At 55.5% G+C, this 22,736-nt stretch carries 18 protein-coding genes; 4 read left to right on the forward strand and 14 right to left on the reverse strand.

The annotated features are described in order from the left end of the window. The first annotated feature begins 168 nt into the window (after positions 1-168). A complete protein-coding gene (locus MHI24_RS07340; RefSeq protein WP_340024955.1) occupies positions 169-1,080 on the forward strand; it encodes an ankyrin repeat domain-containing protein in 912 nt (303 codons plus the stop codon). A 287-nt stretch (positions 1,081-1,367) separates the two neighbouring features. Here MHI24_RS07340 and MHI24_RS07345 read toward each other — a convergent pair whose 3' ends face one another. From MHI24_RS07345 to MHI24_RS07365, 5 genes are all read right to left on the reverse strand, one after another. Continuing rightward, entirely contained in the window at positions 1,368-3,482 is a 2,115-nt protein-coding gene (locus MHI24_RS07345; protein WP_340024956.1) for a serine hydrolase, read from the reverse strand. 70 nt (positions 3,483-3,552) lie between these two features. Next, complete coding sequence (locus MHI24_RS07350) at positions 3,553-4,941, reverse strand: sigma 54-interacting transcriptional regulator (protein WP_340024957.1); 1,389 nt, start codon at positions 4,939-4,941, stop codon at positions 3,553-3,555. 104 nt (positions 4,942-5,045) lie between these two features. Next, complete coding sequence (locus MHI24_RS07355; protein ID WP_340024958.1) at positions 5,046-5,999, reverse strand: DUF561 domain-containing protein; 954 nt, start codon at positions 5,997-5,999, stop codon at positions 5,046-5,048. Positions 6,000-6,064: 65 nt separating this feature from the next. Next, the gene (locus MHI24_RS07360) at positions 6,065-7,300 is read right to left on the reverse strand and encodes an OFA family MFS transporter (RefSeq protein WP_340024959.1); all 1,236 of its coding nucleotides are present in this window, start codon (positions 7,298-7,300) and stop codon (positions 6,065-6,067) included. Positions 7,301-7,348: 48 nt separating this feature from the next. After that, the gene (locus MHI24_RS07365) at positions 7,349-8,932 is read right to left on the reverse strand and encodes an acyl CoA:acetate/3-ketoacid CoA transferase (RefSeq protein ID WP_340024960.1); all 1,584 of its coding nucleotides are present in this window, start codon (positions 8,930-8,932) and stop codon (positions 7,349-7,351) included. A 338-nt stretch (positions 8,933-9,270) separates the two neighbouring features. Between MHI24_RS07365 and MHI24_RS07370 the strand changes: the two genes are divergently transcribed. From MHI24_RS07370 to MHI24_RS07380, 3 genes are all read left to right on the forward strand, one after another. Further along, positions 9,271-9,471, forward strand: a complete 201-nt coding sequence (locus tag MHI24_RS07370) for a hypothetical protein (RefSeq protein ID WP_340024961.1) — start codon at positions 9,271-9,273, stop codon at positions 9,469-9,471. A 114-nt stretch (positions 9,472-9,585) separates the two neighbouring features. After that, complete coding sequence (locus MHI24_RS07375; RefSeq protein ID WP_340024962.1) at positions 9,586-11,202, forward strand: FGGY-family carbohydrate kinase; 1,617 nt, start codon at positions 9,586-9,588, stop codon at positions 11,200-11,202. Continuing rightward, positions 11,199-11,492: a hypothetical protein gene (locus MHI24_RS07380; protein WP_340024963.1), complete on the forward strand. Its 294-nt coding sequence runs from the start codon at positions 11,199-11,201 to the stop codon at positions 11,490-11,492. The genes MHI24_RS07375 and MHI24_RS07380 overlap by 4 nt, the downstream gene beginning before the upstream one ends. 140 nt (positions 11,493-11,632) lie before the next feature. Here the strand turns inward: MHI24_RS07380 and MHI24_RS07385 are convergent, their stop codons facing one another. The 9 genes from MHI24_RS07385 to MHI24_RS07425 form a co-directional block, all read right to left on the reverse strand. After that, positions 11,633-12,439 (reverse strand): Nif3-like dinuclear metal center hexameric protein, encoded by an 807-nt coding sequence (locus MHI24_RS07385; RefSeq protein WP_340024964.1) that lies wholly within the window; start codon positions 12,437-12,439, stop codon positions 11,633-11,635. Between the two features lie 28 nt (positions 12,440-12,467). After that, positions 12,468-13,361, reverse strand: coding sequence for a carbohydrate ABC transporter permease (locus tag MHI24_RS07390; protein WP_340024965.1), 894 nt, complete (start codon positions 13,359-13,361; stop codon positions 12,468-12,470). 12 nt (positions 13,362-13,373) lie between these two features. Then, positions 13,374-14,303, reverse strand: coding sequence for an ABC transporter permease subunit (locus tag MHI24_RS07395; RefSeq protein WP_340024966.1), 930 nt, complete (start codon positions 14,301-14,303; stop codon positions 13,374-13,376). Between the two features lie 71 nt (positions 14,304-14,374). Then, positions 14,375-15,916 (reverse strand): extracellular solute-binding protein, encoded by a 1,542-nt coding sequence (locus MHI24_RS07400; RefSeq protein ID WP_340024968.1) that lies wholly within the window; start codon positions 15,914-15,916, stop codon positions 14,375-14,377. A 144-nt stretch (positions 15,917-16,060) separates the two neighbouring features. Continuing rightward, positions 16,061-17,656: a response regulator gene (locus MHI24_RS07405; RefSeq protein WP_340024970.1), complete on the reverse strand. Its 1,596-nt coding sequence runs from the start codon at positions 17,654-17,656 to the stop codon at positions 16,061-16,063. Position 17,657: 1 nt separating this feature from the next. After that, positions 17,658-19,373: a histidine kinase gene (locus MHI24_RS07410; RefSeq protein WP_340024972.1), complete on the reverse strand. Its 1,716-nt coding sequence runs from the start codon at positions 19,371-19,373 to the stop codon at positions 17,658-17,660. Positions 19,374-19,459: 86 nt separating this feature from the next. Further along, entirely contained in the window at positions 19,460-20,263 is an 804-nt protein-coding gene (locus tag MHI24_RS07415) for an alpha/beta hydrolase-fold protein (protein WP_340024974.1), read from the reverse strand. 23 nt (positions 20,264-20,286) lie between these two features. Then, positions 20,287-21,753, reverse strand: a complete 1,467-nt coding sequence (gene gtfA, locus MHI24_RS07420) for a sucrose phosphorylase (protein WP_340024976.1) — start codon at positions 21,751-21,753, stop codon at positions 20,287-20,289. 13 nt (positions 21,754-21,766) lie between these two features. After that, positions 21,767-22,723, reverse strand: a complete 957-nt coding sequence (locus tag MHI24_RS07425) for a sugar kinase (RefSeq protein WP_340024978.1) — start codon at positions 22,721-22,723, stop codon at positions 21,767-21,769. Between the last annotated feature and the right edge of the window lie 13 nt (positions 22,724-22,736).

Below are 22,736 nucleotides of genomic sequence, written 5' to 3' on the forward strand. Positions count from 1 at the left end.
AAATAAAGAAAAGATATACTATAGCCATGTACAGCGGTGCAGTCTGATAGCACACTTGTTGCCAGGATGCATCGCTGTAACATCGGAGCTGTCACAGCTAATTCCCGCAGACTGTTGGCAGGATGCCTGGGACTGGGGTGATAGCGGATGAACGGAGGGAGTTCTACGATGAGCGATGAAGACATCATGTGGCTGGCAATTTACGATCCGCTGGCGAAATCGGTGGTACAGGCGATTCGTACCGGGGATGTTCCGGAATTAACCCGGCTGCTGGCTGGAAATCCGGGGCTGGCTACAGCCCGGATTGTTGGGGCTGAAGAGGGACGGACAAGTAACGAAGGCACGGGCGGCGGGGAGACTGGCGATGCTGGAACCGGCAGCTTGAACCCTGACAATGCTAATAGTGGAGCCGCTGGGGCAAGTAACGGGAATACTGGCGGCAGCACTGTTCGCGCGATGTCGCGTACGCTGCTGCATATTGCCACCGATTGGCCGGGGCATTATCCCAATAATGCAGCGGTGGTTACTGCGCTGATTGAGGCAGGCGCGGAGGTGAATGCGCAGTTCAGCGGGCCGCACCGCGAGACGCCGCTGCACTGGGCAGCAAGCAGTGATGACGTGGAGGTGCTGGACCTGCTGCTCGATGCCGGTGCCGACATTGAGGCTCCCGGCGCCGTCATAGCCGGCGGAACCCCGCTGGACGATGCCGTGGCATTCGCGCAGTGGCGGGCAGCGCAGCGGCTGGTAGAGCGCGGCGCGCAGCCTGCGCTATGGCACGCGGCGGCGCTCGGTTTGCTTGAAGCGATGGAGGCACATTTCGCCGGAAATCCGCTCCCGCGCCGCTACCCTTGGGGAGCAAGCTCCGCTTCAGCTGCACCAGACGAGGTAAACGTCGCGTACTGGTGCGCCTGCCACGGCGGACAACGCGCTGCCGCCGAATACCTGCTCGGCCGGGGCGCCGAGCTGAACTGGCCCTCCCCATGGGACGGCCTCACTCCTCTGGATGCCGCTCTGCGCAGCCATGCCACCGAACTGGCCGCATGGCTGAAGGGCCAGGGCGCTAAGTCCGCACATCTGTAAGTAAGTTGCACTGGGGGAATCAGGTGCACTTATGCTCCTCATTTGCTCACCTGTGTTTGAGCACAATGTATGCTGTTTTCCACATACATTCGGGCCATCTGCCTGGTGCTCAATCCGCCAACTATTTTTGAAATCAAGTGTACTTATACACCTCATCCCCGCCAACAGCCCGCTTCCCGTAACATCAGGAGCGCCACAACGACACAGGACCGGCCCAAGGCCGGTCCTGTGTCCTTTATAATAGAAGCTATCCACCGGGACAGCCTCCCCTCTAACTACCTTTAGCCTTACTTCCCACCATCCGCCTGCGCCGACAGCTGGGTCACGCTCTGGTTGATCGGGTTCGTGAACAGCGCATACAGGATAGCGGCGTTCTCTTTCTTGCTCAGTGCGGCTCTGGACTTGTAGTCCACAGCGCCCTTGGCATCCGGCTTGAAGTCTGGACCGTACAGGCCCAGGGCCACAGCCATTTTCACGGCCGGAACGGCCCATTTGTCCGTGGTGCCGGACAGCTTCACCTTCTCGAACAGCTTATCCGGGTACTGCTGGTTGTAGACTCTCCATATCATGACCGCAGCCTCCTGGCGGGTAATCACCCGGTCGGGCTGGAACTCTCCGCTTGCCGTTCCTTCGATCATGCCCAGCTCAACAGCCTGCTGGATGTAAGCGGCATCGGAATGACCCTGCAGATCGGGGAAGGCCAGCTTTCCGGAATCGCTGCCCCGTAATCCGCTGCTCTCCATCATCAGCCGCACATACTGGGCGCGCGTAATGCCCGAGTCAGGCTGGAAGCTCAGCGATGCATCATTCTGCAGATACCCCAGCGACTGGAGCATCTTCACCGGAGTTGCATAAGGATGGCTGGCAGGTACGTCAGCATAACCCACGCCGTCCGGCCCTCTCTGGGCATAGCCGAATGGATTAAGGTACGGCTCCTTCATATAGGCGCTTTGACCGTCCGCTTTCAGGTCGAAGGCGGTTAGTTTGCCGGTCAGCTCATCTGTAAACAGATTATCATCTACCTGAATCAGCTTGCGGGAACCCAGCAAAGCATCATTAATCATTAGCGCACCATTCTGCACGGAGACGGTAGACACCAGACTCTTCATACGGAGATCCGCATAGTAGCCGGTGAAGGCCTTCAGCGCTTCAGCGCTCATCGGCTTGTAGGCATCCAGCTTCACCGGTGCCGCATATTGCGGGAAGAAATTCTGAATGAATGCCGGATAGAACTGCTCACGCAATGCACTCTGCTGATTATAGGCAATGAACACCCCAGTGTTCTGCTCAGGAATAAGGACCATATAAGTGCTGAAGCCGATCAAATCACCAGCCTTGGTGATAATCTTGGGACTGCTGCCCGCGCCGGGAAGCTGGAAAGCTGCTTCAAAGCCATAAGTGGTATTCGGCAGCAGCGGATGAATGGAAGAACGGTATTCCTCCATCGATTGTACCGTATCCGCCTTCAAAATGCGGTTCGTACCCGCTGCTCCCCCGTCCAGAAAAGCCGTCATGAACTTGGCGATATCATCGCCGGTAGACAGCATACCGCCTTGAGGCATAACAGTTGGCGTCAAAGTGTATAGATCCAGCGCCTTGCCGGTAGCGTCATAGGCTGTTGCCAGATTGTCCTTCAGCTTACCTTCCAGGAGGAAGCCGCTTGAATCCATATTCAGCGGGCCGAAGACATGCTTCTCCATATACTCTTCATAAGGCATCCCGCTGGCCTTCTCCACCACCAGACCAAGCAGCATTGAAGCGAAGTTGTCATACATGTAAGAGGTGCCCGGCTTGCGCACCACCGGCGGCATATGCTTCACCACATAATCCTCAATCGATACCTTGGTGGTGAAATCCTGGTTGATATCCTCCGGCAGCGGGTCCTGGATGCGGAAGCCGGTCGTGTGAGTCAGCAGATCCGCAACCGTTACGGGAACACCGAAGGGATTATCGAAGTCCAGCTTACCGGTATAGGTTTGAAAATCCGCCTTCAGATCAACTTTGCCCTGCTCCACGAGCTGCATAGCGGCAACGGCATTGAAGGTTTTGGAGACGGAGGCCATGCGGAACACGGTTTGGTCAGGGTCCACCTTGGTTTTGGCAGCCTTGTCGGCGTATCCGAAGCCCTCCTTCACCACCGTCTTGCCGTCCTTAACGACTACAACAACAGCGCCGGCAAGCTGTGCCTGCACCTCCTTCGAGCTGAAGAACGGTTTAAGAAAAGCATCGACATTCCCGGCGGTCAGCGGCTTGCCTGTTGCAGCGGCGGCCGGAGCATCCGAAGCAGCCGGGGGAACGGCAGCAGCCTGAACAGCCGGAGCCGTCAGTGTCAGAACCAGTGCAGCGGATAACACGGTCTTCGTCCACAAGGCAGAGCGGTTACGTAACCATGACAAATTCATTCACTTCACTCCATTTCCATAGAATTATAGGCATAGTAGTTAATACGCCTGATTCTGGAAATAGGTTCACTTAATTCCCCAGCACCTCTTCCATCTTCTTCAGCTTCCGGTAGATCACGGACCGGTCTACGTTCAGGCGCTTGGCCGCCTCCGTCCCGTTCCCGGCACAATCCTGCAGTACTTTTTGAATATAATGGCCCTCCGCTACGGCAGTGAAATCCTTAAGGGTGGAGAGCTGGTGCTTATTCTTCTCGATAAAATGGTCAAGGGAGAACCAGTCGCCGATCTGCTCCTCTTCCTGCGGGCTCTGGCTCACATGCTCGGTCACCACCAGCCGCTCGATGTAATTCCGCAGCTCTCTGACATTCCCGTTCCAGGGCTGGTTCAGCATATGGTTGAACTCATCGGCGCTAAGCACGTATTTCTTGCCGTACATCTGATTGAAGCTGGCGATGAAGCTGGAGATCAGCCCCACCAGGTCGAGCTTCCGGTTGCGCAGCGGTGGAATATGAATCGGAATAACGTTGATCCGGTAATACAGATCCTCGCGGAACAGCCCTTTTTTGACCAGGCTCCACAAATCACGGTTCGTCGCAGAGATCACCCGGCAATTGACCGGGATATTCGTCAGGCCGCCCACCCGCCGCACTTCATTATTTTCCAGCACCCGCAGCAGCTTGGCCTGCATCTCCATCGGCAAATCGGCAATCTCATCGAGGAAAAGCACCCCTCCGTTCGCGATCTCAATCATGCCCGCCTTGACCTCGGTCTGCCCTTCTAGAACGCCCTTCTCGTATCCGAACAGCTCATATTCGAACAAGGCCGGAGCAATTGCGGCACAATTAATGGCAATGAAGGGCCCCTTCCACTTCTCGCTTTTGAGATGGATATATTTCGCAATGACCTCTTTGCCCGTGCCGGATTCACCGTAGATTAACACCTTGCTGTCATAGGAGGCAATCTGGTTGCAGACCTTGATAATCTGCTTCATCGCCAGACTCTCGGCGATCAGGCCCTCCCGCTTCTCCGCTGCCGCTTTGCCGAGTTGCTTGTTAATCTGCTGGGCGACCGGCACATTCGCTTCATAATAGTTATGCTCCTGGCTGAATTCATTGGAGGTGGTGACGACCAGCTGTACCTCCCCGTCCTTGTCCAGAATGGGAATGGCCGACGAGAACACGTGGAAGCCTCTGGAGGTATTGACGGTCCTGGACACCTTCTGCTTGGTCGCTATCGCCTCCATTGTGATAGAACTGTTGTAATAGCCTGCCCGAACCAGGTCCTGAACGTTGGCCTTCAATAACTCTTCCAGATGAATGCCGAGGGTGAGCGCGGTAAATTCATTGGAAATTAAGATATTCCCGTTCTGGTCGGTGACAAACAGGGTCGAAGGATATTCTTCTACGAATTCGTCGAGCGCGGGTTTACCTGTGTTTTTGTTTTTTTTGGTCACATTCATCAGTCCCAATCCATGATATTAACGCTTACATTCAGGTTAGACAAAAAGCCAAACAGCATCATTAGATCAATGATACCATTTGGCCGGTGCAGAGCAAACTTTAATCAGGCATGAACCGCGGAATCAAAAGATACTTTGCTCATCTTCTCCATGACTTCCTGCGCCTCAGCGAACATGGTGGTAATCATCTCTTCCACGGTCGTAATCTTGTTGACCAACCCGCAGATCTGGCCGGCCATCACGGACCCGGTATCGGTATCTCCCTCAAATACAGCTCTGCGCAAGGAACCCAGGCTTAAGCTCTCCAGCTCTTCGCGCGAAGCCTTTGCATCCTCCAGTCTGAGGTACTCGGCAATCATGCTGTTCTTGATGCTTCTGACAGGACCGCCCAGGCTGCGGCCGGTTACGGTGGTGCTGGTATCATCGGCATTCACTACAGCCAGCTTGAAGTTCTCATGCGTCGGGCATTCCACCGTAGCCAGGAACCGGGTTCCGACCTGCACACCCTGTGCTCCCAGTGCAAAAGCTGCGGCAATCCCGCGTCCATCGGCAATCCCGCCTGCACCAATGACCGGAATCGATACGGCACTGGCTACCTGCGGCAGCAGGGCCATGGTAGTGGTCTCGCCCACATGTCCGCCCGCTTCGGTTCCTTCCGCGACAATGGCGTCAACGCCGAGGGCTTCCATTTTCTTGGCAATTTTGACCGAAGGGACGACCGGAATGACGATGATGCCGTTCTCCTTCAATGTCTTCATATAAGGGGCCGGTGTGCCTGCACCCGTAGTCACAATCTTCACGCCTTCTTCAATAATGACCTGAATCAGCTCAGGAATATTGTTCATCATCAGCATCAGATTGACGGCAAAAGGCTTGTCGGTGCTTGCCTTGGCCTTGCGGATCTCGTCACGGAGACGGTCAGCAGTGAAGCCGCCGGAGCCAATGATGCCCAGTCCACCTGCATTGGAGACTGCGGCTACCAGCGGGGAAACAGCGATCTGAGCCATACCGCCTTGGAAAATTGGATACTTAATTCCTAATAGTTGTGTAATCGACATTGTCATGTACCTCCATGTGTTATGTGAATTTGTATTGATATTGAGATTGAGATTAAAATCACTTCTTAAGCAGCCTTCACTATTTCCGGTTCAGGCTTCTTCTTCTCCATCGCCTGGTAGACGAAGGTCAGGGCGAAGCCGACCAGGGAGATCACCAGCGCGATATAAAAAGCGTTCGTGAAATTGCCGTTGTTCGCGGCGGCCACACTGCCGGCAATTCTCGGTCCGAAGAACGCGGCTCCCGAATAGCCGATGAAGGTGACGCCGTAGTTCACGCCATAATATTTCATCCCGAACTTCTCACCGACAATCGACGGGAAGATGCCCATCGTTCCGCCGAAGCACAGGCCAATCCCGGCAATTGCTACGGCAAATCCGGCTACGGAAGATGTTAAAGCAATCGTAAGCATCATCGCCGAAATGACGAGATAAATCATCAGCAGGCATTTCACACGGCCGATTCTATCAGATACTGCACCCCAGAATACGCGGCCAAGACAATTGCTCAGCGAGTACAGGCTCACGTACAGAGCGGCGGCTGCGGCGGTTAAGCCGAACATTTTCTGCCCAATGACCGAGGCATTTGCGGTTACCATCATACCAGACAGGGCCCCGATCAGGAACAGGCACGCTATCACATAGAACAAAGGCTTCTTGATCATCTCATTCCATGGGATGTTGACTCCGCCCCTCGCGGCTGCGGCAGCCGGAGGCGTCCAGCCCTCAGGAGCATAACCGGCAGGCGCGGGCTTCACCAGCAGGCCCAGGCCCAGAACAATGATCAGGAACGCAACGCCGAGCGTGATTAAGGCTGACTGCACACCATTACTGCTGATCAACGCATTGGCGATAGGAGCGATTACGATGGTGCCGCCGCCATATCCGGCTGTAACGATACCTGCTGCCAGCCCTCTTTTATCCGGAAAAAGCTTCACGCTGTTCCCGATCGTCGAGGAGTACACAATCCCCTGGCCAATCCCGGTGATCACGCCGTAGGTGATATACAGCATCCAAGGAGCAGTCGCCAGACCCGAGAGGATGAAGCCGAGGCCGAACATGGCCCCGCCGATGAAGACCGCCTTCTTGGCCCCTCCTTTATCCACCAGCTTGCCGCCCAGAATCATCGGAATCGGAGAAATCGCTGCATTAATGGTAAAAGCCATCATAATATCCGGCATCGTCACATCAAATACCTTGGTCAGCGGCAGTGCAAAAATACTGAAAGCATAAATGGCGCCTACACAGATGTTAATAATGGTTGAGGCAATCAAGATCCTCCAGCGGTTCAACTGTACGTTCATGATCTCATCTCTTTTCTGATATGGTTTATGATTACAGCATGCTGATGCTTACACTTCCTGCAACACCCGGTTCTTATCGGCGATAATCGATTTCAGCTTGCCCCAATTCTCCTGGAACATGGCGGGGTCCATCACCTTCAGCTCGGGCGAGATAACCGGCATGAATTCCATCTGATCCAGAACCTCCGTCTGCAGATCGATGCCTGGTGCGATTTCCGTCAGCGTTACTTTGCCGTTCAGCAGTTCAAAGACTGCGCGTTCCGTAACATACACGACCGGCTGCTCCACCTTGGCAGCATACGAGCCGCTGAAGGTGATCTGCTGCACCTTTCGGATGAATTTCTTGGCCTTGCCCTCCTGGATGATGTGCAGCTTGCCGTTCTCCACCTCGATCTGTAACCCGCCAGCTGTAAAAGTACCCGCGAACACCAGCTTCTTCGCTGCCTGGGAGATATTGATGAACCCGCCGCAGCCCGCTACCCGTGTACCGAACTTGCTGACGTTGACGTTCCCGTATTCGTCGGTCTGCGCCAGGCCAAGCACGGAGAGATCAATGCCGCCGCCGTCATAGAAGTCAAACTGTGCATCATGATCGACAATTGCCTCGGAGTTGTACGCATGGCCGAAGTCCTTCAGTCCGGCAGGAACGCCGCCAATTGAGCCGGCCTCGGTGGTCAGAATCAGCTGGTCGCTTACGCCCTCTTCAGCAGCAATGTTGGCCACATTGACCGGAATGCCCACGCCTAAGTTCAGGATCGTGCTTGGCTGAAGCTCAACGGCGGTGCGGCGGGAGATGATTTTGCGCTCGTCGAGCGGCAAGATTTCAATCGACTCCACAGGAACTTTGACATGGCCCGAGAACGCCGGATTATACTGCGTATTCTCGGTCTGGTAATGATTCTCCGGTGTGGACACCACGATGTAATCGACGAGAATCCCCGGAACCTTCACATCCTTCGGGTTCAGCGTGCCGTTCTTCGCTACGGTCTCGACCTGGGCGATTACGATGCCGCCGGAGTTGCGGACCGCCTGGGCGATCGGCAGGACCTCCATGTGCAGGCCTTCCTTTTCCAAGGTAAGGTTGCCGTTCTCATCTGCCACGGTGCCGCGGATCAGGCCGACCTGAATCGGGAACGATTTGTAGAGCAGCCATTCCTCGCCCTCCAGCTCAATCACCTTCACAATATCTTCCTTCGTGGACGGTGACATTCTGCCGCCTTCGACACGCGGGTCAACAAAAGTCTCCATCCCCACCTTGGTGATCACGCCCGGACGCTTGGCGGCAATCTCACGGTAGAGCTGAGTGATTACCCCCTGGGGCAGGTTGTAGGCTTCGCATTTATCCTCTTCGATCAATTTGGCCATCCCTGGAGATGCAATGGCAATCCCGCCGATCCAGCGCTTGATGAGTCCTTCATGGCCCAGGTGGCTCATGCCCTTGTCGCGGCGGTTGCCGACGGCACTGGCATGCATCACGGTCAGATTCTTCGGCTGTCCGGTCTGTACAAAGCGCTCTTCAATGGCGATGCCCATCTCCTCTGCCCAGCAGGATAATCCAAATCCGCTTGCTGCTACTGTGTCCCCGTCCTTGATGAGTTCCGCTGCTTTGGCGGCTGAAATTACTTTGTTCATTTCATCTGCTCCTCTTTATGTGAATATTTTCACTACAGGTGTTAAAAAAATAACGGCCTTCTGTGTGTCTCTCTCATCCTTCTGTGTCTCTCATTATCGCTGCTCTGTGGTGCCTCGTTTTGTTTGTGAAATATTTCGCAATGTCATCGTAATACAGAAAAAAGCAGCGGTCAATAGGGCGGAAATGGCTTAAAATCAAGGTTTTTAAGTGTTGTAAATTTGCGACTGTCTCCGCTGGACCGTCTGGAATCTCTGCCGTAATGTTCGTCAAAAATTCACAAGCCCGCCCCCATCGCCCCGCTGTTCCACACCGGATTTCCCTCAACCAGAGGCCGGGCATGAGTCGCAAAATATCCACACTATTTCCTTGCGCCCGGTATGAGCGTTATCCAGACAACCCGCAGGCAGGCTTCATCAAGCTGCAAATAGTGCAAACCCGTGAAGAACATGGTGCTGACCCGGGAATCTGGCATAAAAAAATTTTATTTTATTTCTCAGCAGACGGAATTCGCAGATTTGCAACAGTGGAATCGGGCTAAACCGGCCTATTCCGGGGGAAGGATCAGCTGGGTGGGACTGGAAGAGTTGTATGATTTCATCCTCCTATGCTATATTCGGTTCAACTTCGTATTGGAGAGAGAGGGAGCGTTGTCATGGGGAATTCTGCGATGAAGGAAGCGATTGTGCGGGGAGATACCTCGCTGGGTATCGAGCTGGGGTCCACACGGATCAAAGCGGTGCTGATCGACCGGCAGTATGCTGTTGCCGCATCCGGCACCTATGAATGGGAGAATCAATTAATCGGGGGGTACTGGACTTACGATCTGAAGGAAATGATTGAGGGCGTACAGGCGGCCTATCAGCAGCTGAAGCTGGAGGTTCAGGAGCGTTATGGGGTAACGCTGCAAAGAATCGGCTCCATCGGCTGCTCGGCCATGATGCAGGGGTATATTGTGCTGGACCAGGATGGGGAGCTGCTGGTTCCCTTCCGTACCTGGCGCAATGCCACCACGGCTGAAGCCGCAGCGGAGCTGACTAAGACCTTCCAGTTCAAAATCCCTGAACGCTGGAGCATCGCCCACCTGTATCAGGCCATTCTGAACCATGAGCCGCATGTGGCCGGCATCCGGTATATGACTACCTTGTCGGGTTATATTCACTGGCTGCTGACCGGCAACAAGGCGCTGGGCATCGGGGATGCCTCCGGGATGTTCCCTGTGGACGAAGCGGCGAAGCAATACAATGAGGATATGGTGCAGCAGTTTGACCGCTTGCTGGAAGGCAGAGGCTACTCATGGACCCTGCAAGAGATTCTGCCCAAGGTGTACACTGCCGGGGAACATGCCGGGAATCTCCATGAGGCGGGGGCCCGGCTGTTGGACCCATCAGGCAGCTTACAGGCAGGCATTCCCCTGTGTCCTCCCGAAGGCGACGCCGGGACCGGCATGGTGGCGACGAACAGTGTCAGGAGACGCACCGGTAATCTGTCTGTGGGGACCTCGATTTTTGCCATGTTCGTACTGGAGAGGAATGTGTCCGCCGTCTACCCCGAGATCGACATCGTGGCTACGCCGGAGGGCAGTCCTGTCGCGATGGTGCTGGCGAATAACTGCACAAGCGACCTGAATGCCTGGGTGGGCTTGTTCCGCGAATTCTACGAAGCCATGGGACAGAAGCCCGATGCGGACCAGTTATTCAGCGTCCTGTTGGGCCAGGCGCTGGAGGCAGACGCCGATGGCGGCGGCTTGTTGAGCTACGGCTACTATTCAGGCGAGAACATCACCGGGCTGGCCCAGGGCCGTCCGCTGTTCGTGCGGTCGCCGCAGAGCCGCTTCACGCTGGCCAACTTCATGCGGGTCCATCTGTTCAGCGCCTTCGCTGCGCTGCGGCTCGGGATGGATATTCTGACACAGCAGGAGCAGGTCACGTTTCAACAGCTTACGGCACATGGCGGACTGTTCCGGACCCCGCAGGTCGGCCAGCGGATCTGTGCCGCTGCGTTGAACGTTCCCGTATCAGTCATGTCCAACGCCGGAGAAGGCGGCGCGTGGGGAATCGCCCTGCTGGCCGCTTATATGCTTCATAAGGAGCCGGACGAGGAACTGGCGGATTACCTGAGCGCCAAGGTATTCTCTGAGGCAGAAGGGGAAGAAGTGCCTCCTGACCGCGCCGATGTAGAAGGCTTCAACGTGTATCTGGAGCGTTACCGCGCCGGACTGCCTATTGAGCAGGCGGCGGTGGATTATTTGGTGGAGAACAAGTGGCCATGAGGCTTATCTTACAAGCAGCCATCATTTCTTGTCTGCTGTTATCAGGATGCTCAAGCAAGATCACTATGGACAAGGCAAATGAAATCGCATTGGCAGAGTTCCAGGCCAACTACGAAGAAACCTTCAGCAATTACTCTATGGAGACCAACGAAGGATATTCCTTCAGTGAAAAAAATGGGGATCCAATCGCTTGCTATGATGTCACCTTTCTTGACGATCAAGTGGTTCCTATTGCAACCTATTTAATCTCTAAGAAAGATGGTGTAATCATTAAGTCGTTCAAACGCTGAAGGACAAAGTTACTTTAACGTGCACCTTTGCGACTACTGAATACATTCGGCCCACGTACCTTTTGATCTCCTATCCAACAACAGACTAAGGCAGTCCCGGACGAAATATCCCCAGGACTGCCTCAGTTTTCCCCTATATCTCACAAATACACAAACGGCTCCTTCGCATCCACGAACGTCACCGGCAGGCCGTCCACCAGCGGGGCGAGCCATTCGGCCATATACTTCATGCCCCATTCCTCGGAGCGCTCATGGCCGATCACAATCATCGCCTTGTTCATGCCCAGCATGGCGGCATCGTTGACGTAGGCGCAGAGCGTCCACTCGGTAATATCGCCGCAGATCATCACATCGAGGTTCTTCGCCTGCATCAGCTCCATCGGCATCTGCTCCCGGCCTAAGCCGAGACTGCCGCCGCCGACCAGGATGCCGATACGGGAGCAGGGCGTTTCCAATTCACCGACAATCTGGATCACCTTCATGCCGAGCCGTTCCTTCAGGAAGCCTGCCAGCTCGCCCACCGTAGTCTCCTCAATCAGATACCCCCAGGCATCCTTATCATCCAGCTTCTTGTCCGCCCAATCCAGCTCCTTCAGCAGCCCGTCATAGATCCGGTCCGTATCCGCCAGATGCATATGGTCGTGGAACCTCCAGATGACAATGCCATGCTCCTCGATGAGCCGCTTCTTGGCCAGATAGACCGGGTCCTCCTGCAGCCAGTCCAGCGTATCCTTTCCTGTAAAATACGTCGGCTCATGGGTAATAATCAGGTTGGCCCCCAGCGCAATGGCTTCCCGGATCACCCCCACCGTCGCCATGAACGTGGTCACGATACCGGTGACCTCTGCCTCCTCACTGCCGCTGGCGAGTACATCACAGGTCTGTTCCAGCCTCCGTCCTCCGCAGCAGTCGAGCAGAATCCGGTCAATTACCTCCTGCACTTTCATACGCTCATTCTCCTTTGCCTAATGGTTGTTAGCCTTTGACAGCGCCTATTACAACGCCGCGGGTGAGATACTTCTGCATGAACGGCAGGACGAACAGCACCGGCACAATGCCCAGCACCGCCATCGCCATCCGCACCGCTGTACTCGGGAGCTGTACTGTTGCCGTGCCCAGCACACTGCCGGCCTGGCCGGAATTCAGGAATTGAATATTGGTCATGAGCTGCATCAGCAGGTTCTGAATCCCGTACAATTGCGGCTTGGATACAAAATATAACGCATTAATCCAGTCATTCCAATACGCGAGGCCCATGAACATCCCCACGGTTGCCATCACCGGCATGGACAGGGGCAGCATAATGCGGAAGAAGGTCCGCAGCTCCGAGGCACCGTCAATCTGGGCCGCTTCGATAATCTCCAGCGGGACATTATTCTTGAAATAGTTGCGGACCAGCAGGACGTTGAAGCCGTTCGCCAGCAGATTCGGCAGAATCAGCGCGAGCAGCGTGTTTTTGATATGGAAATACTGGGTCCACATGATATACGAAGGCACGATCCCGCCGCTGAACAGCATAGTGAAGAATACGACGAAGGCCAGCACATTATGATACTTGAAATCGGAACGGGACATCGGGTAAGCCAGCATACTGGTGATCAGCAGCCCGGCGGCGGTGCCCAGCAGGGTCACCAGGAAGGACACCCCGTACGCTCTCACGAACACGTAGGCTGAGGAGCGGATATACCGGTAAGCGTCCAGGCTCAGATGCTCGGGGAAGAAGCTGTATCCGTTGCGGACCAGCGCCGTCTCATCCGTGATTGAGGCAATCACAATGAGCAGGAAGGGTACAAAAGCAAAAACCGTCAGCAGGAGCATCACAGCCGCAGAAAACACCGTAAATGTCCGTTCTCCCCTGGTTTGGATCATAAGTAGTTCCTCCTAGAACAATGCGTTTTCGGGATTAACCTTCTTGACGATGGCATTGACCGTAAGCACAAGCGCGAAGCCGACAACGGACTGGTACAGGCCGGCTGCGGCCGACATTCCGATATCGTTCAGCTGCATCAAGGCGCGGTACACATACGTATCAATCGTCTGGGTGGTGCTGAACAGCGCACCGGAGTTCATAGGCACCTGATAGAACAGGCCGAAGTCCGAGTTGAAAATCCGCCCCATCGACATCAGCACCAGCACGATGACCGTCGGCTTCAGCAGCGGCAGGGTGATCATGCGGATCTGCTTCAGCTTGCCGGCGCCGTCGATTTTGGCCGATTCATAGATGCTCTTGTCGATCCCGGCAATGGAGGCGAAGTAGACGATGGAGCCATAGCCCGCGGTCTTCCAGAGCTGAATCAGCACCAGCAGATACGGCCAATACTTCGGCTCTGAATACCAGTTGATCTCCGGGAGGCCGAGCGGCCGCAGGATCGAATGGTTGACGAACCCGCTGTCGGCATTCAAAAAAGCAAACACCAGCAGCGACAGCACGATCATCGAGATCAGATTCGGCAGAATCAGTCCGGTCATGAACAGCTTCGAGTACAGCTTGGTCAGCAGCTCGGACATCAGAATGGCAATCAGGATCGACACCACCGTGCCCAGTGCGATGAAGACCAGGTTATAGAGCAGCGTGTTGCGGGTCATGATCCAGGCGTCGCTGGTCTGGAACAGGAAGGTGAAGTTCTTTAGGCCGATCCAGTCGCTGCCGAAGATGCCCTTCGCATAATTGACATCCTTGAAGGCAATGAACACACCGAACATGGGAAAGTAGCTGTTAATGAGAAAATATAGCAGTCCGGGAGCCGCTAGAAGGAGCAGCGGGAGTGTTTTTTTGAGCGGCTTCGCCGGGGACTTGCGTCTGGCAGTCATGCCGGATTCACCTCCATGGCCGGGGGCAGAGCGCTGTTGCTGCTCCACCCTCAGCGAATTCAGATATTGGTTTATTTCTGCGCAGCCAGCCACTCATCGAGCTGTTTCTGCTTGCTGTCAATGATCGCCTGGGCACCCGCATCCTTCAGCGCACTGACGAACTTCGGAATAATCTCACCCGGGTCCACCGAGCCGCTGACCAGCGCCGGCAGATATTGACTCACCACGTTGTTCACCGCACTGATCTGTGTCTTCACCTCACCCTGGTCGAAAATAAATCCGAAATACGGTGATCTGGCCGTATCCTTATTCTCCTTCAGCTTCAGCTCCACATCCGACCAGTTGATGCCTTCGAGCTGGTACTGCAGCGACTCGGAGCCGACAATCCCGGAGCTCAGCATAGCGGTGTAAGGAACGGTGTTGGCGTCCAGGCCATCCGGGAATTTCACATGATGGTCATCCACCTTGACATAATCCTCCCCTTCAATGCCGAAGAGAATGGTGTTGATCAGGTCTTTGTCCGTGTAGAGCAGATTCAGGAACTTGACCGCAGCTTCCGTCTGCTTGGAGGTACTGGAGACCATCCAGGTCACAGAATTCACGGCACTGGTATCAAAATAGAACGGGGCGATCCGCTTCGTCTCAATGTTTTTGCCGACCTGCGCGCTCAGCTGCTTGCCAACCTCCATACCGCTGTAGCCGCCCAGGAAGGAGAAGCCGCGCCCGGAGGAGATCATCTCCATCGCCGTAATCGTCGTAGTTGCGGTATCCTTCTGCAGGTATCCGGCATCGTACCAGTCGCGCATCATTTGAATGCCTTTTTGGAAGACATCAGTCTCATAAAAGTTAACGACCTTGCCGCTGTCACCGATCACGACGCCAACGCCGGTGGTATCCGTCAGGTAGTCGACCTTGCTGGCACCCTTCATCCAGTTCACAATTCCCGTCTCTGTCGGATTGACGCTGATCGGGCCGAACGGCACCACATCCGGCAGCTTCTCCTTGACGGCCGCAAAGACGTTGGACAGATCCTCGACGGATTGGATGCCGTCTGCCGCTACGCCCGCTTGTGACAGCATATCCGCGTTGTAGATGAAATTGGTCGGCAGCGCCATGCCTTTATTGACCGGAATACCATAGACATGTCCGTCCATGGTGGTCGTTTTGAGGATATCTGCGCCAAAATCCTTCTCCAGGATCGCCGTCAGCTCCTTGCCGTGCTCAGGCAGCAGCTCTTCAAGCGGGGCTACCTGGCTCTTGGATACATAATTGGAGAACTGGCCGAGCGTAGTGAAGACATCCATCTTCTCCCCGCTCTGCAGTGCCAGATTCACCTTCTGGGCATAATCCGCAGGCCCGAAGAGCCGGAAGTCCACCTTCACTCCGATCTTCTCCGTAGTGATCGCATTAATCGCATCCGTGACCTTACTCAGATCATCGGGAATCCGGTTGAAGGACGGCAGGGCGAATACAATCTCAGCCGGCTTGGGCTTAGCTTCCCCGGATGCGGAGTCCGTGGAGGATGTATTGGAATTGCCGCCGCAGGCGGAGAGCAGCGAACCGCAGATCATTGTGGACAACAGCAGTGAACCTAACCCCTTTTTATTCATCATGTCTCTTGCCTCCTGTTCTGTATTTACACTCTCATTGTACCGGGCGCAGAGAGGGCTTACTTTCAAAAAGACGGGCTGTTTTTATAAAAAGCCGTACTACAGGAAGAAGCTCCGCCTCTACGCAGGGAGATGCGGAGCTTCTTGCTATAGTGCGGCCTTGTGCCTCAAGCGGTAAGCGGCCGGCGTCTCGCCTGTCAGCTTCTTGAATACCGTGGAGAAGTATGAAATCGTATCGAAGCCGGTATCCATCGCAATCTCGCCGATGCTGGCTGTGCTCTCGATCAGCAGCTGCTGCGCCGCCCGGATGCGGCATCCGTTCAGGTATTCGTTGATGCTCTGCCCGGTCCCGTTCTTGAACACCTTCGCCAGATAATCTGCAGTCAGGTACACGCTGGCGGCGACGTCCTCCCGGCTGAGCTCCCGGGTGTAGTTCTCCTGGATGAACCGCTTCGCCCGCTCGACGACCCCTTCGGACTCCAGCACCTCCTTGATCGAATCCACCGTCTTGTCGGTCAGCGCCTGCGCCCATTTCATGAAGTCGAACACACTGCTCTCGGCAGCCTGGGCCAGCCGCTGGCTGTGTGCGTCGGCGAAGAGCCGGTGCGCCTGAATATGGTGGCGCGAGAGCAGCGAGTAGACCACCTGCACCAGATCCTCCCGGATGGAATGGAGAGTGCCCGCGTCCAGCTTGCTCAGGCTGGCCAGCCGCTCCAGCTCCTTCTTCAGCCGGTTCACAATCTGCGCCTTCTCCTTCTGGACGAACAGCAGGGTGAACAGCTCGGTATCCAGGGTGAAGCGCTCGGTAAGATCATAGTGGAAGGGCTGGCCCGGCACATGCACCCTCCCCCGGAAAATAAGATTAGACTCATCCGCCTGCTCCAGCTCCGTCTTAAGCTGCGCAAGGCCGGTGATCCCGGCGGGCTCACTGAAATAACAGGTCGCTGCACATTTCAGATAGTCTCTGCACAGCTGAATAATCTCCTCTGCCCGCTCCTGCAGCCAGCTCATATCCACCGGACTCTCGGCGACAACCGCAATGAAGAATACCTTGTCCACCTGGTAAGGAATGATCCGGCCACCGCTCACCCGGCTGCTGACAATTTCCGTGACCAGATTCGAGAGCGCGTAGCTGAAAATACTCTCGTCCCACTCCCGCTCGATTCCCGAGCGGGGCACACTGACGAGCAGCAGCAGGTAATCCGCGTGGGCAGAGACGGACAGCTCCCGCTTCTGCACCTCGCTCTGGATCAGCTGAAGCCTTGGCGATATCGCCGCCGTCAGCACATCGCTCCAGAAGCTGCGCTCCAGCAGATCCTGGTTTTTCAGCCAGGCCTGGCCCAGCTTGCGGTATTCGCCCATCATAATTTTCTGCTTCAGCGTATCCATCGACTTGCGCAGCGCCGCCTCCAGCTCCTGCTTGTCCAGCGGCTTGACCAGATAGGAATCCGCATCATACGAGATGGCTTTGGAGGCGAAGCTGAAGCTCTCATGGCAGGTAAGGAAGATGAAGCCGCCCTCATACTGCTGCTCTCTGGCCCACTGGATCATCTCGATCCCGGAGCCTCTGGGCATCTCAATATCGCAAATGATCAGATCCGGCTCGCCGCTCCCGAATAATTGCTTCGCATCCTGGATGTTATGGGCGGCTACCACTTCGGTAATTCCGAATTCTTCCCAGTTCACAATGCCGCGCAGGGCTTCCACTGTAGGGATATCATCATCAATCAGCATACAACGCATCTTATTCCTCCTTCTGGATAGGGGGGTCTGCCGGTCTCACCGGAATCCATAGCTCCACTCTTGCGCCTGCAGACTCTGTATTATTGGACAGCTTAAGCAGATCATCCCGTTTGTAGAGAAGCTGCAGCGTCCGGCGGATATTGGCAATGCCGACCTTGGCTCCATCCTCCGCTGTCTCCGCTTGCTCCTGGGCGTCCAGCCACTCCCGGGCGAAGCCCGCGCCGTTATCCTCAATTACAATCCAGGCCATCAGGATGCCGTCTCTCAGGGTCATTCGCGCCCGGATGAAGATCGACAGCAGCTCCTGAACGAACATCGCATGCTTGAATATATTCTCCGTGAAGGTCTGAATGATGAACTGCGGAACCGGTACGTACCGGACTTCATCGCTCATCTCCGTCATGTAGAAGATTTGTTCAGGATAACGGATCTCCTGCATCCGGATATAATTCTCGGTGTGGCGGATCTCTTCCTCCAGCGTCACTTCCGTCAGCCCGCCCCTGAACATATACCGGAGATGCTCCGACAGGGAGTGAATCAGGCTGCGGATTTCTTCATTTTTGTTCTGATAGGTCAGGCTGGTGATGGTCGAGATGGCATTCAGGAAAAAATGCGGGCGGATCTGCATCTGCAGATATTTGATCTCCGCACGGCTGGTCTCGATCTGCTCCTCATACGACTGGATCTTCAGCGCCTTGATCTCGCTGACCATGGACTCCAGCGCATGGAACAGCTTCCTGAACTCCAGCGAATACGGGGCTCCCCGCGGAATTTGGTACTCGGTCTGCCCTTGCTCGACCGCCTTCGCGGCCTTGACCAGCTCCAGAATCGGCCTCAGCACATCCCTGGCCAGGAACCGTAGCACAAGCGGCACCACGATGACGGAGAGCACGGCCAGCAGCGCAATCCCCCACTGGATCAGCTTCAGTCCCGAGAACAGACTGCCCTTGGCGACCATATTGGTGATCCGGCCGAACTCGCCGATCGGCTCGGACACAATCAGGTAGCTGCCATGGTACGTCCGGGTTAAGCTCTCCAGTGTGATCTCCGCCTGGGGCAGGCCGATATGACTGGCAGCCAGCACCCTGCCCTCCGTTGTGCTCAGCACATACCGGTTCTGGTCGCCCGCCCCTCTGTCTACCATCGCTAACAGGTTCCCGGCCTGGACGAAGCTGCCGAAGCTGACCCCCGAATAGGTAATATATTTATACAGATAGTACTCGCCCCGCAGCCGGAACACCTGCCATTCCCCGTTCTGCCTGGGCGCAGCAGCACTGAATTCCTGCGTATTCAGATAATCCACCAGCGCCAGCTTGTCCTCCGATCCGATCCGGGCATTGAATTGCTCCAGGACCAGCCCTCCGGGCAGCCGGATGAACATACCGTCGCTGGAATAGCTGCCGGCCATTTTGGCCTGCAGATTGTTTTTGAGCTGCTGGACCTTGAAGTATTTACTGCTCTCATCCAGCCCTGCTGTATTCACTGCGGCATCAATGTTGCGGTCGAACACCTCGATCAGATCCTTGGAGAAGTTATTGAAGTTGTTGTGGATGTTCGCCTGATAGAGGGCAAGCGTATTGCGCGAGCTTGTTAAGGCATTGCTGCGCAGCACCTCCAGGGAGTAGATATTGCTCAGCACAAGGACTGACAGCAGGATCGCCAGAATCACGGCCATCTGTAAGGTGAATTTGAATACGATGCTGTTCGTTCGGATCATAGGCCTGCCTCTTCCTCCCTGGAATTCAGCACGCCCCTGAGCCAGCCGGACCCAGGGGCGTACAAGAGTATTATTTGCAGTTTTAGTTAATTAGCCGACTTGGTCGCCCAGCCCAGCGCAGCCTCGATATGCTTATCCCAGTACACCCAGTTATGGTCGCCAGGGCCTTCTTCATAGTAATGGGCAGCCTGCTCATCTAGGAGGAACTGGTGGAACCGGCGGTTCACATCCAGCAGCATGTCCTCGGTGCCGCACGCCATGTACAGCTCCGGCAGGGCAAGCCCCTGCGCCTTCACATCACGCACCAGCTGCTCGGGGTCCTTGTCGCTGCCGAGCAGCTTGCTCAGATCGCCGAAGACGCTGGCATAGTAGGAATAACTGGCAATTCCGTCTTTATAGTCTGGGGCAATATTGGCAACTCTATACGGAATTAAGGCCGAGGACAAAGCGATAATGCGCCCGAAGCGCTCCGCATATTTCAGCCCGTTACGGATCGCTCCGTAGCCGCCCATCGATAAGCCGCCGATCCAGGTATCCTCGCGGGCCGCCGACAGCGGGAACAGCTTGCGGGTGAAGTCTACCAGCTCCCTGCCGATATACTCCCCGTAGTATTCCTCCCGCAGCTCATCATTCACATAGAAGCGGTTCTCCCCGGCCGGCATGAACACCGCCACCTGATGCCTGTCCGCCAGCTCCCTGATTCTTGAGAAGTTCAGCCAGTCGTTATGGCTGCCGGAGAAGCCATGCAGCAGATAAAGTGATTTCAAAGGCTGGCCCGACCAGGCCGGCAGTCCCCAGCCCTCCGGCAGATCCACCGGCAGTATTGCACTAATCGTGACTTCCCGCTTCAGACTTGCCGAGAACAGGCTGATTTGCATTGTAGCCATCATCTTTTCCCCCTAACGAATTAGAATCAGACCCAGTATACCGCTTCCTGTCCCTGCTCATCTATATATTCGATAACAGTCTGATAACTTTGCAGGTTAATATGCAGCTTGCAATGTTCCGAACCCTGCTCCCACATCAGCCGGATCTCGTCATCGGCCGCATCCAGCACCCGGAAGTTTCCTCCGAAGGCACCGTACTCATTGCGGAAGCGGATCAGCTTCATCAGCCGCTGTACCACCTCGCGCTGCGATTCGGCTTCAATCTCCTCCAGCGTATAGTTATGGCGGTTAATCTCCCGTCCTTCACCCGTTAGGGCCACCTGCTCCAGGTCGTTTCGGCCAGCCAACAGACCCACATAATAGACCTGTGGAATCCCCGGCGCGAAGAACTGGATCGCCCTTGCCGCCAGATACGCGTCGTCATCCTCATTCAGCGCACTGTAATAGGTACAGCGGATCTGATGCACATCGAAGCCGTCCGGCGCTTTATGCTCCTCCGACAGAATCAGGCTCAAGTTCGCTCCCCGCTCTACGCAGAGGTCTACCAGCTCCCGGGCCTCCTTCGTATCGATCAGATCATCCAGATCGGGCTTCACCGGAATGCCGTCATGGCAATCCAGCATGGTGAACTGCTTGTGCGGGCGGGTCCGCAGATAATCATACAGCGCTGTATTGGTTCTGCCGGTCAGGGCTTCAAGCACCCGGTAAGGCAGGATGAAGTCGTAGATCCAGCATCCGTAATCGGACAGCTTCTGTTGAATGCTGTAGTGGGAATGCACTTCGGGCAGCAGCTCAATCTCCAGCGAGTCGGCCATCTCTTTGATCCAACCCAGGAATTCATAGATCTCCGGCTCCACAAAAAAACAGCTAGTGCCCAGCTTCTTAATCACATACCCGACCGCATCCAGCCTGACAATCCGCACATTCTGCTGCTTGAAATTCAGGAAGAACTGCCGCAGCAGGTCCCGGGTCAGCGGAGAATGAACGTCAAGATCAATCTGCTCGGAAGGATCGGTCTTGCCGAAGGTCGTCCAGACCTTCTCTTCTTCCCCGCTGCCGAGGGTGTAGGAGGAATAAGGCAGAGGACGCCGCAGGAACATTTTATCAATGTCGGACTGTACAGGGACTCCATCCTCCCATATTTTATCCAGCGTAAGGAACAGATCGGCATATTCCGAGGCCCGGCCCTTAGCCAGGAAGTCCTGGAAGTACGGTGACTGCCTGGAGATATGATTCACCATCAGATCCACCAGCACATCGAATTCAGCGCCGATGCGGCGTATATCCTCCCAGGTGCCGAACGCAGGCTCAATCTCCAGGTAAGTCAAAGGAGCGAAGCCGCGGTCCCCCGAGGACGGAAAAGGCGGAAGAATGTGAAGCCCCCCGGCGAACAGGCCGTCAAGCGGTCCATGCAGCACCTGATGAAGCTGCTTCAGGCCGCCGCCCAGCGAATCGGGATAGGTAATCAGCTGTACTTGATTCTTCAGTGTCATCTTAAGAAGCCTCCTACAGGTTATATTCTTCTTGGATCGCTTCCAGCGCAGGCAGCGCTACTACCGCACCTGTATATTTCAATTTATAAGCGCTGACGGCAAGCCCGGACTCCAGCGCCGCTCTAAGCGTGTAGCCTTTGACTACAGCGGTGTAGAAGCCCGACCAGAAGGCATCTCCTGCTCCCGTCGTATCTTCGATTCTGTCCGCCTTGGTAGGGAACGCCAGCGTCTCATGTCCATTGGAGACCAGAGCGCCATCCTTGCCCAGCGTCAGAATGACCAGCTTTGCACCCAGCGCCAGGAATCTGGCCAGCTGCTCCTCCGGGGTTCCGGGACCGAACAGGCGCGCGGCATCATCCTCCGAGGGCTTAATGATGTCCACCTGCGGGATCAGCGCTTTGACATAAGCGGCCCCGTCCTCCCCCTGCTGCCATATCGCCGGATGATAATTAGGATCGAAGCCAATCAGCAGCTTATGCTTCCTGGCGGCTGCAATCACCCGTTCCAGCGTATTCCGTGACGGCTGTCTGGAGACCGGCCAGCAGGAGAAGTGAACGATTCTCGATTGAATCAGGGCCTGCTCCAGCGCCTCGTTATACTCCAGCCGGCAATCCGCTGCGCGGTAGAAGATCGGGACCGGTGTCGCCCGGCTTTTCGTAATCACCACCATGCTGGTCGATTCCTCCACCTGCTGAATGCCGCTGATGTCCATACCGGCATGCTGTAATGTGTTAATCAGGAAGCTGCCCAGGCTGTCCCGTCCCACCGCAGAAGCAACCTGCGACCGGATGCCCAGCTTATTCACATTGAGGGCAATATTCGACGGCGACCCGCCGAAATGCCGGGTATAGCCGTTACATTCGATGGCATCGCCATACTCATTGGAGATCATATCCACGAGCAGCTCGCCTACTGTCAGCACATCATTCTTCTTCTCTTCAAACGGTATGGCCTCGTCAAAATTAAACATCCGTACTCCCCCT

Source organism: Paenibacillus sp. FSL K6-1096 (genome assembly GCF_037977055.1).
Lineage (GTDB): Bacteria > Bacillota > Bacilli > Paenibacillales > Paenibacillaceae > Paenibacillus_AQ.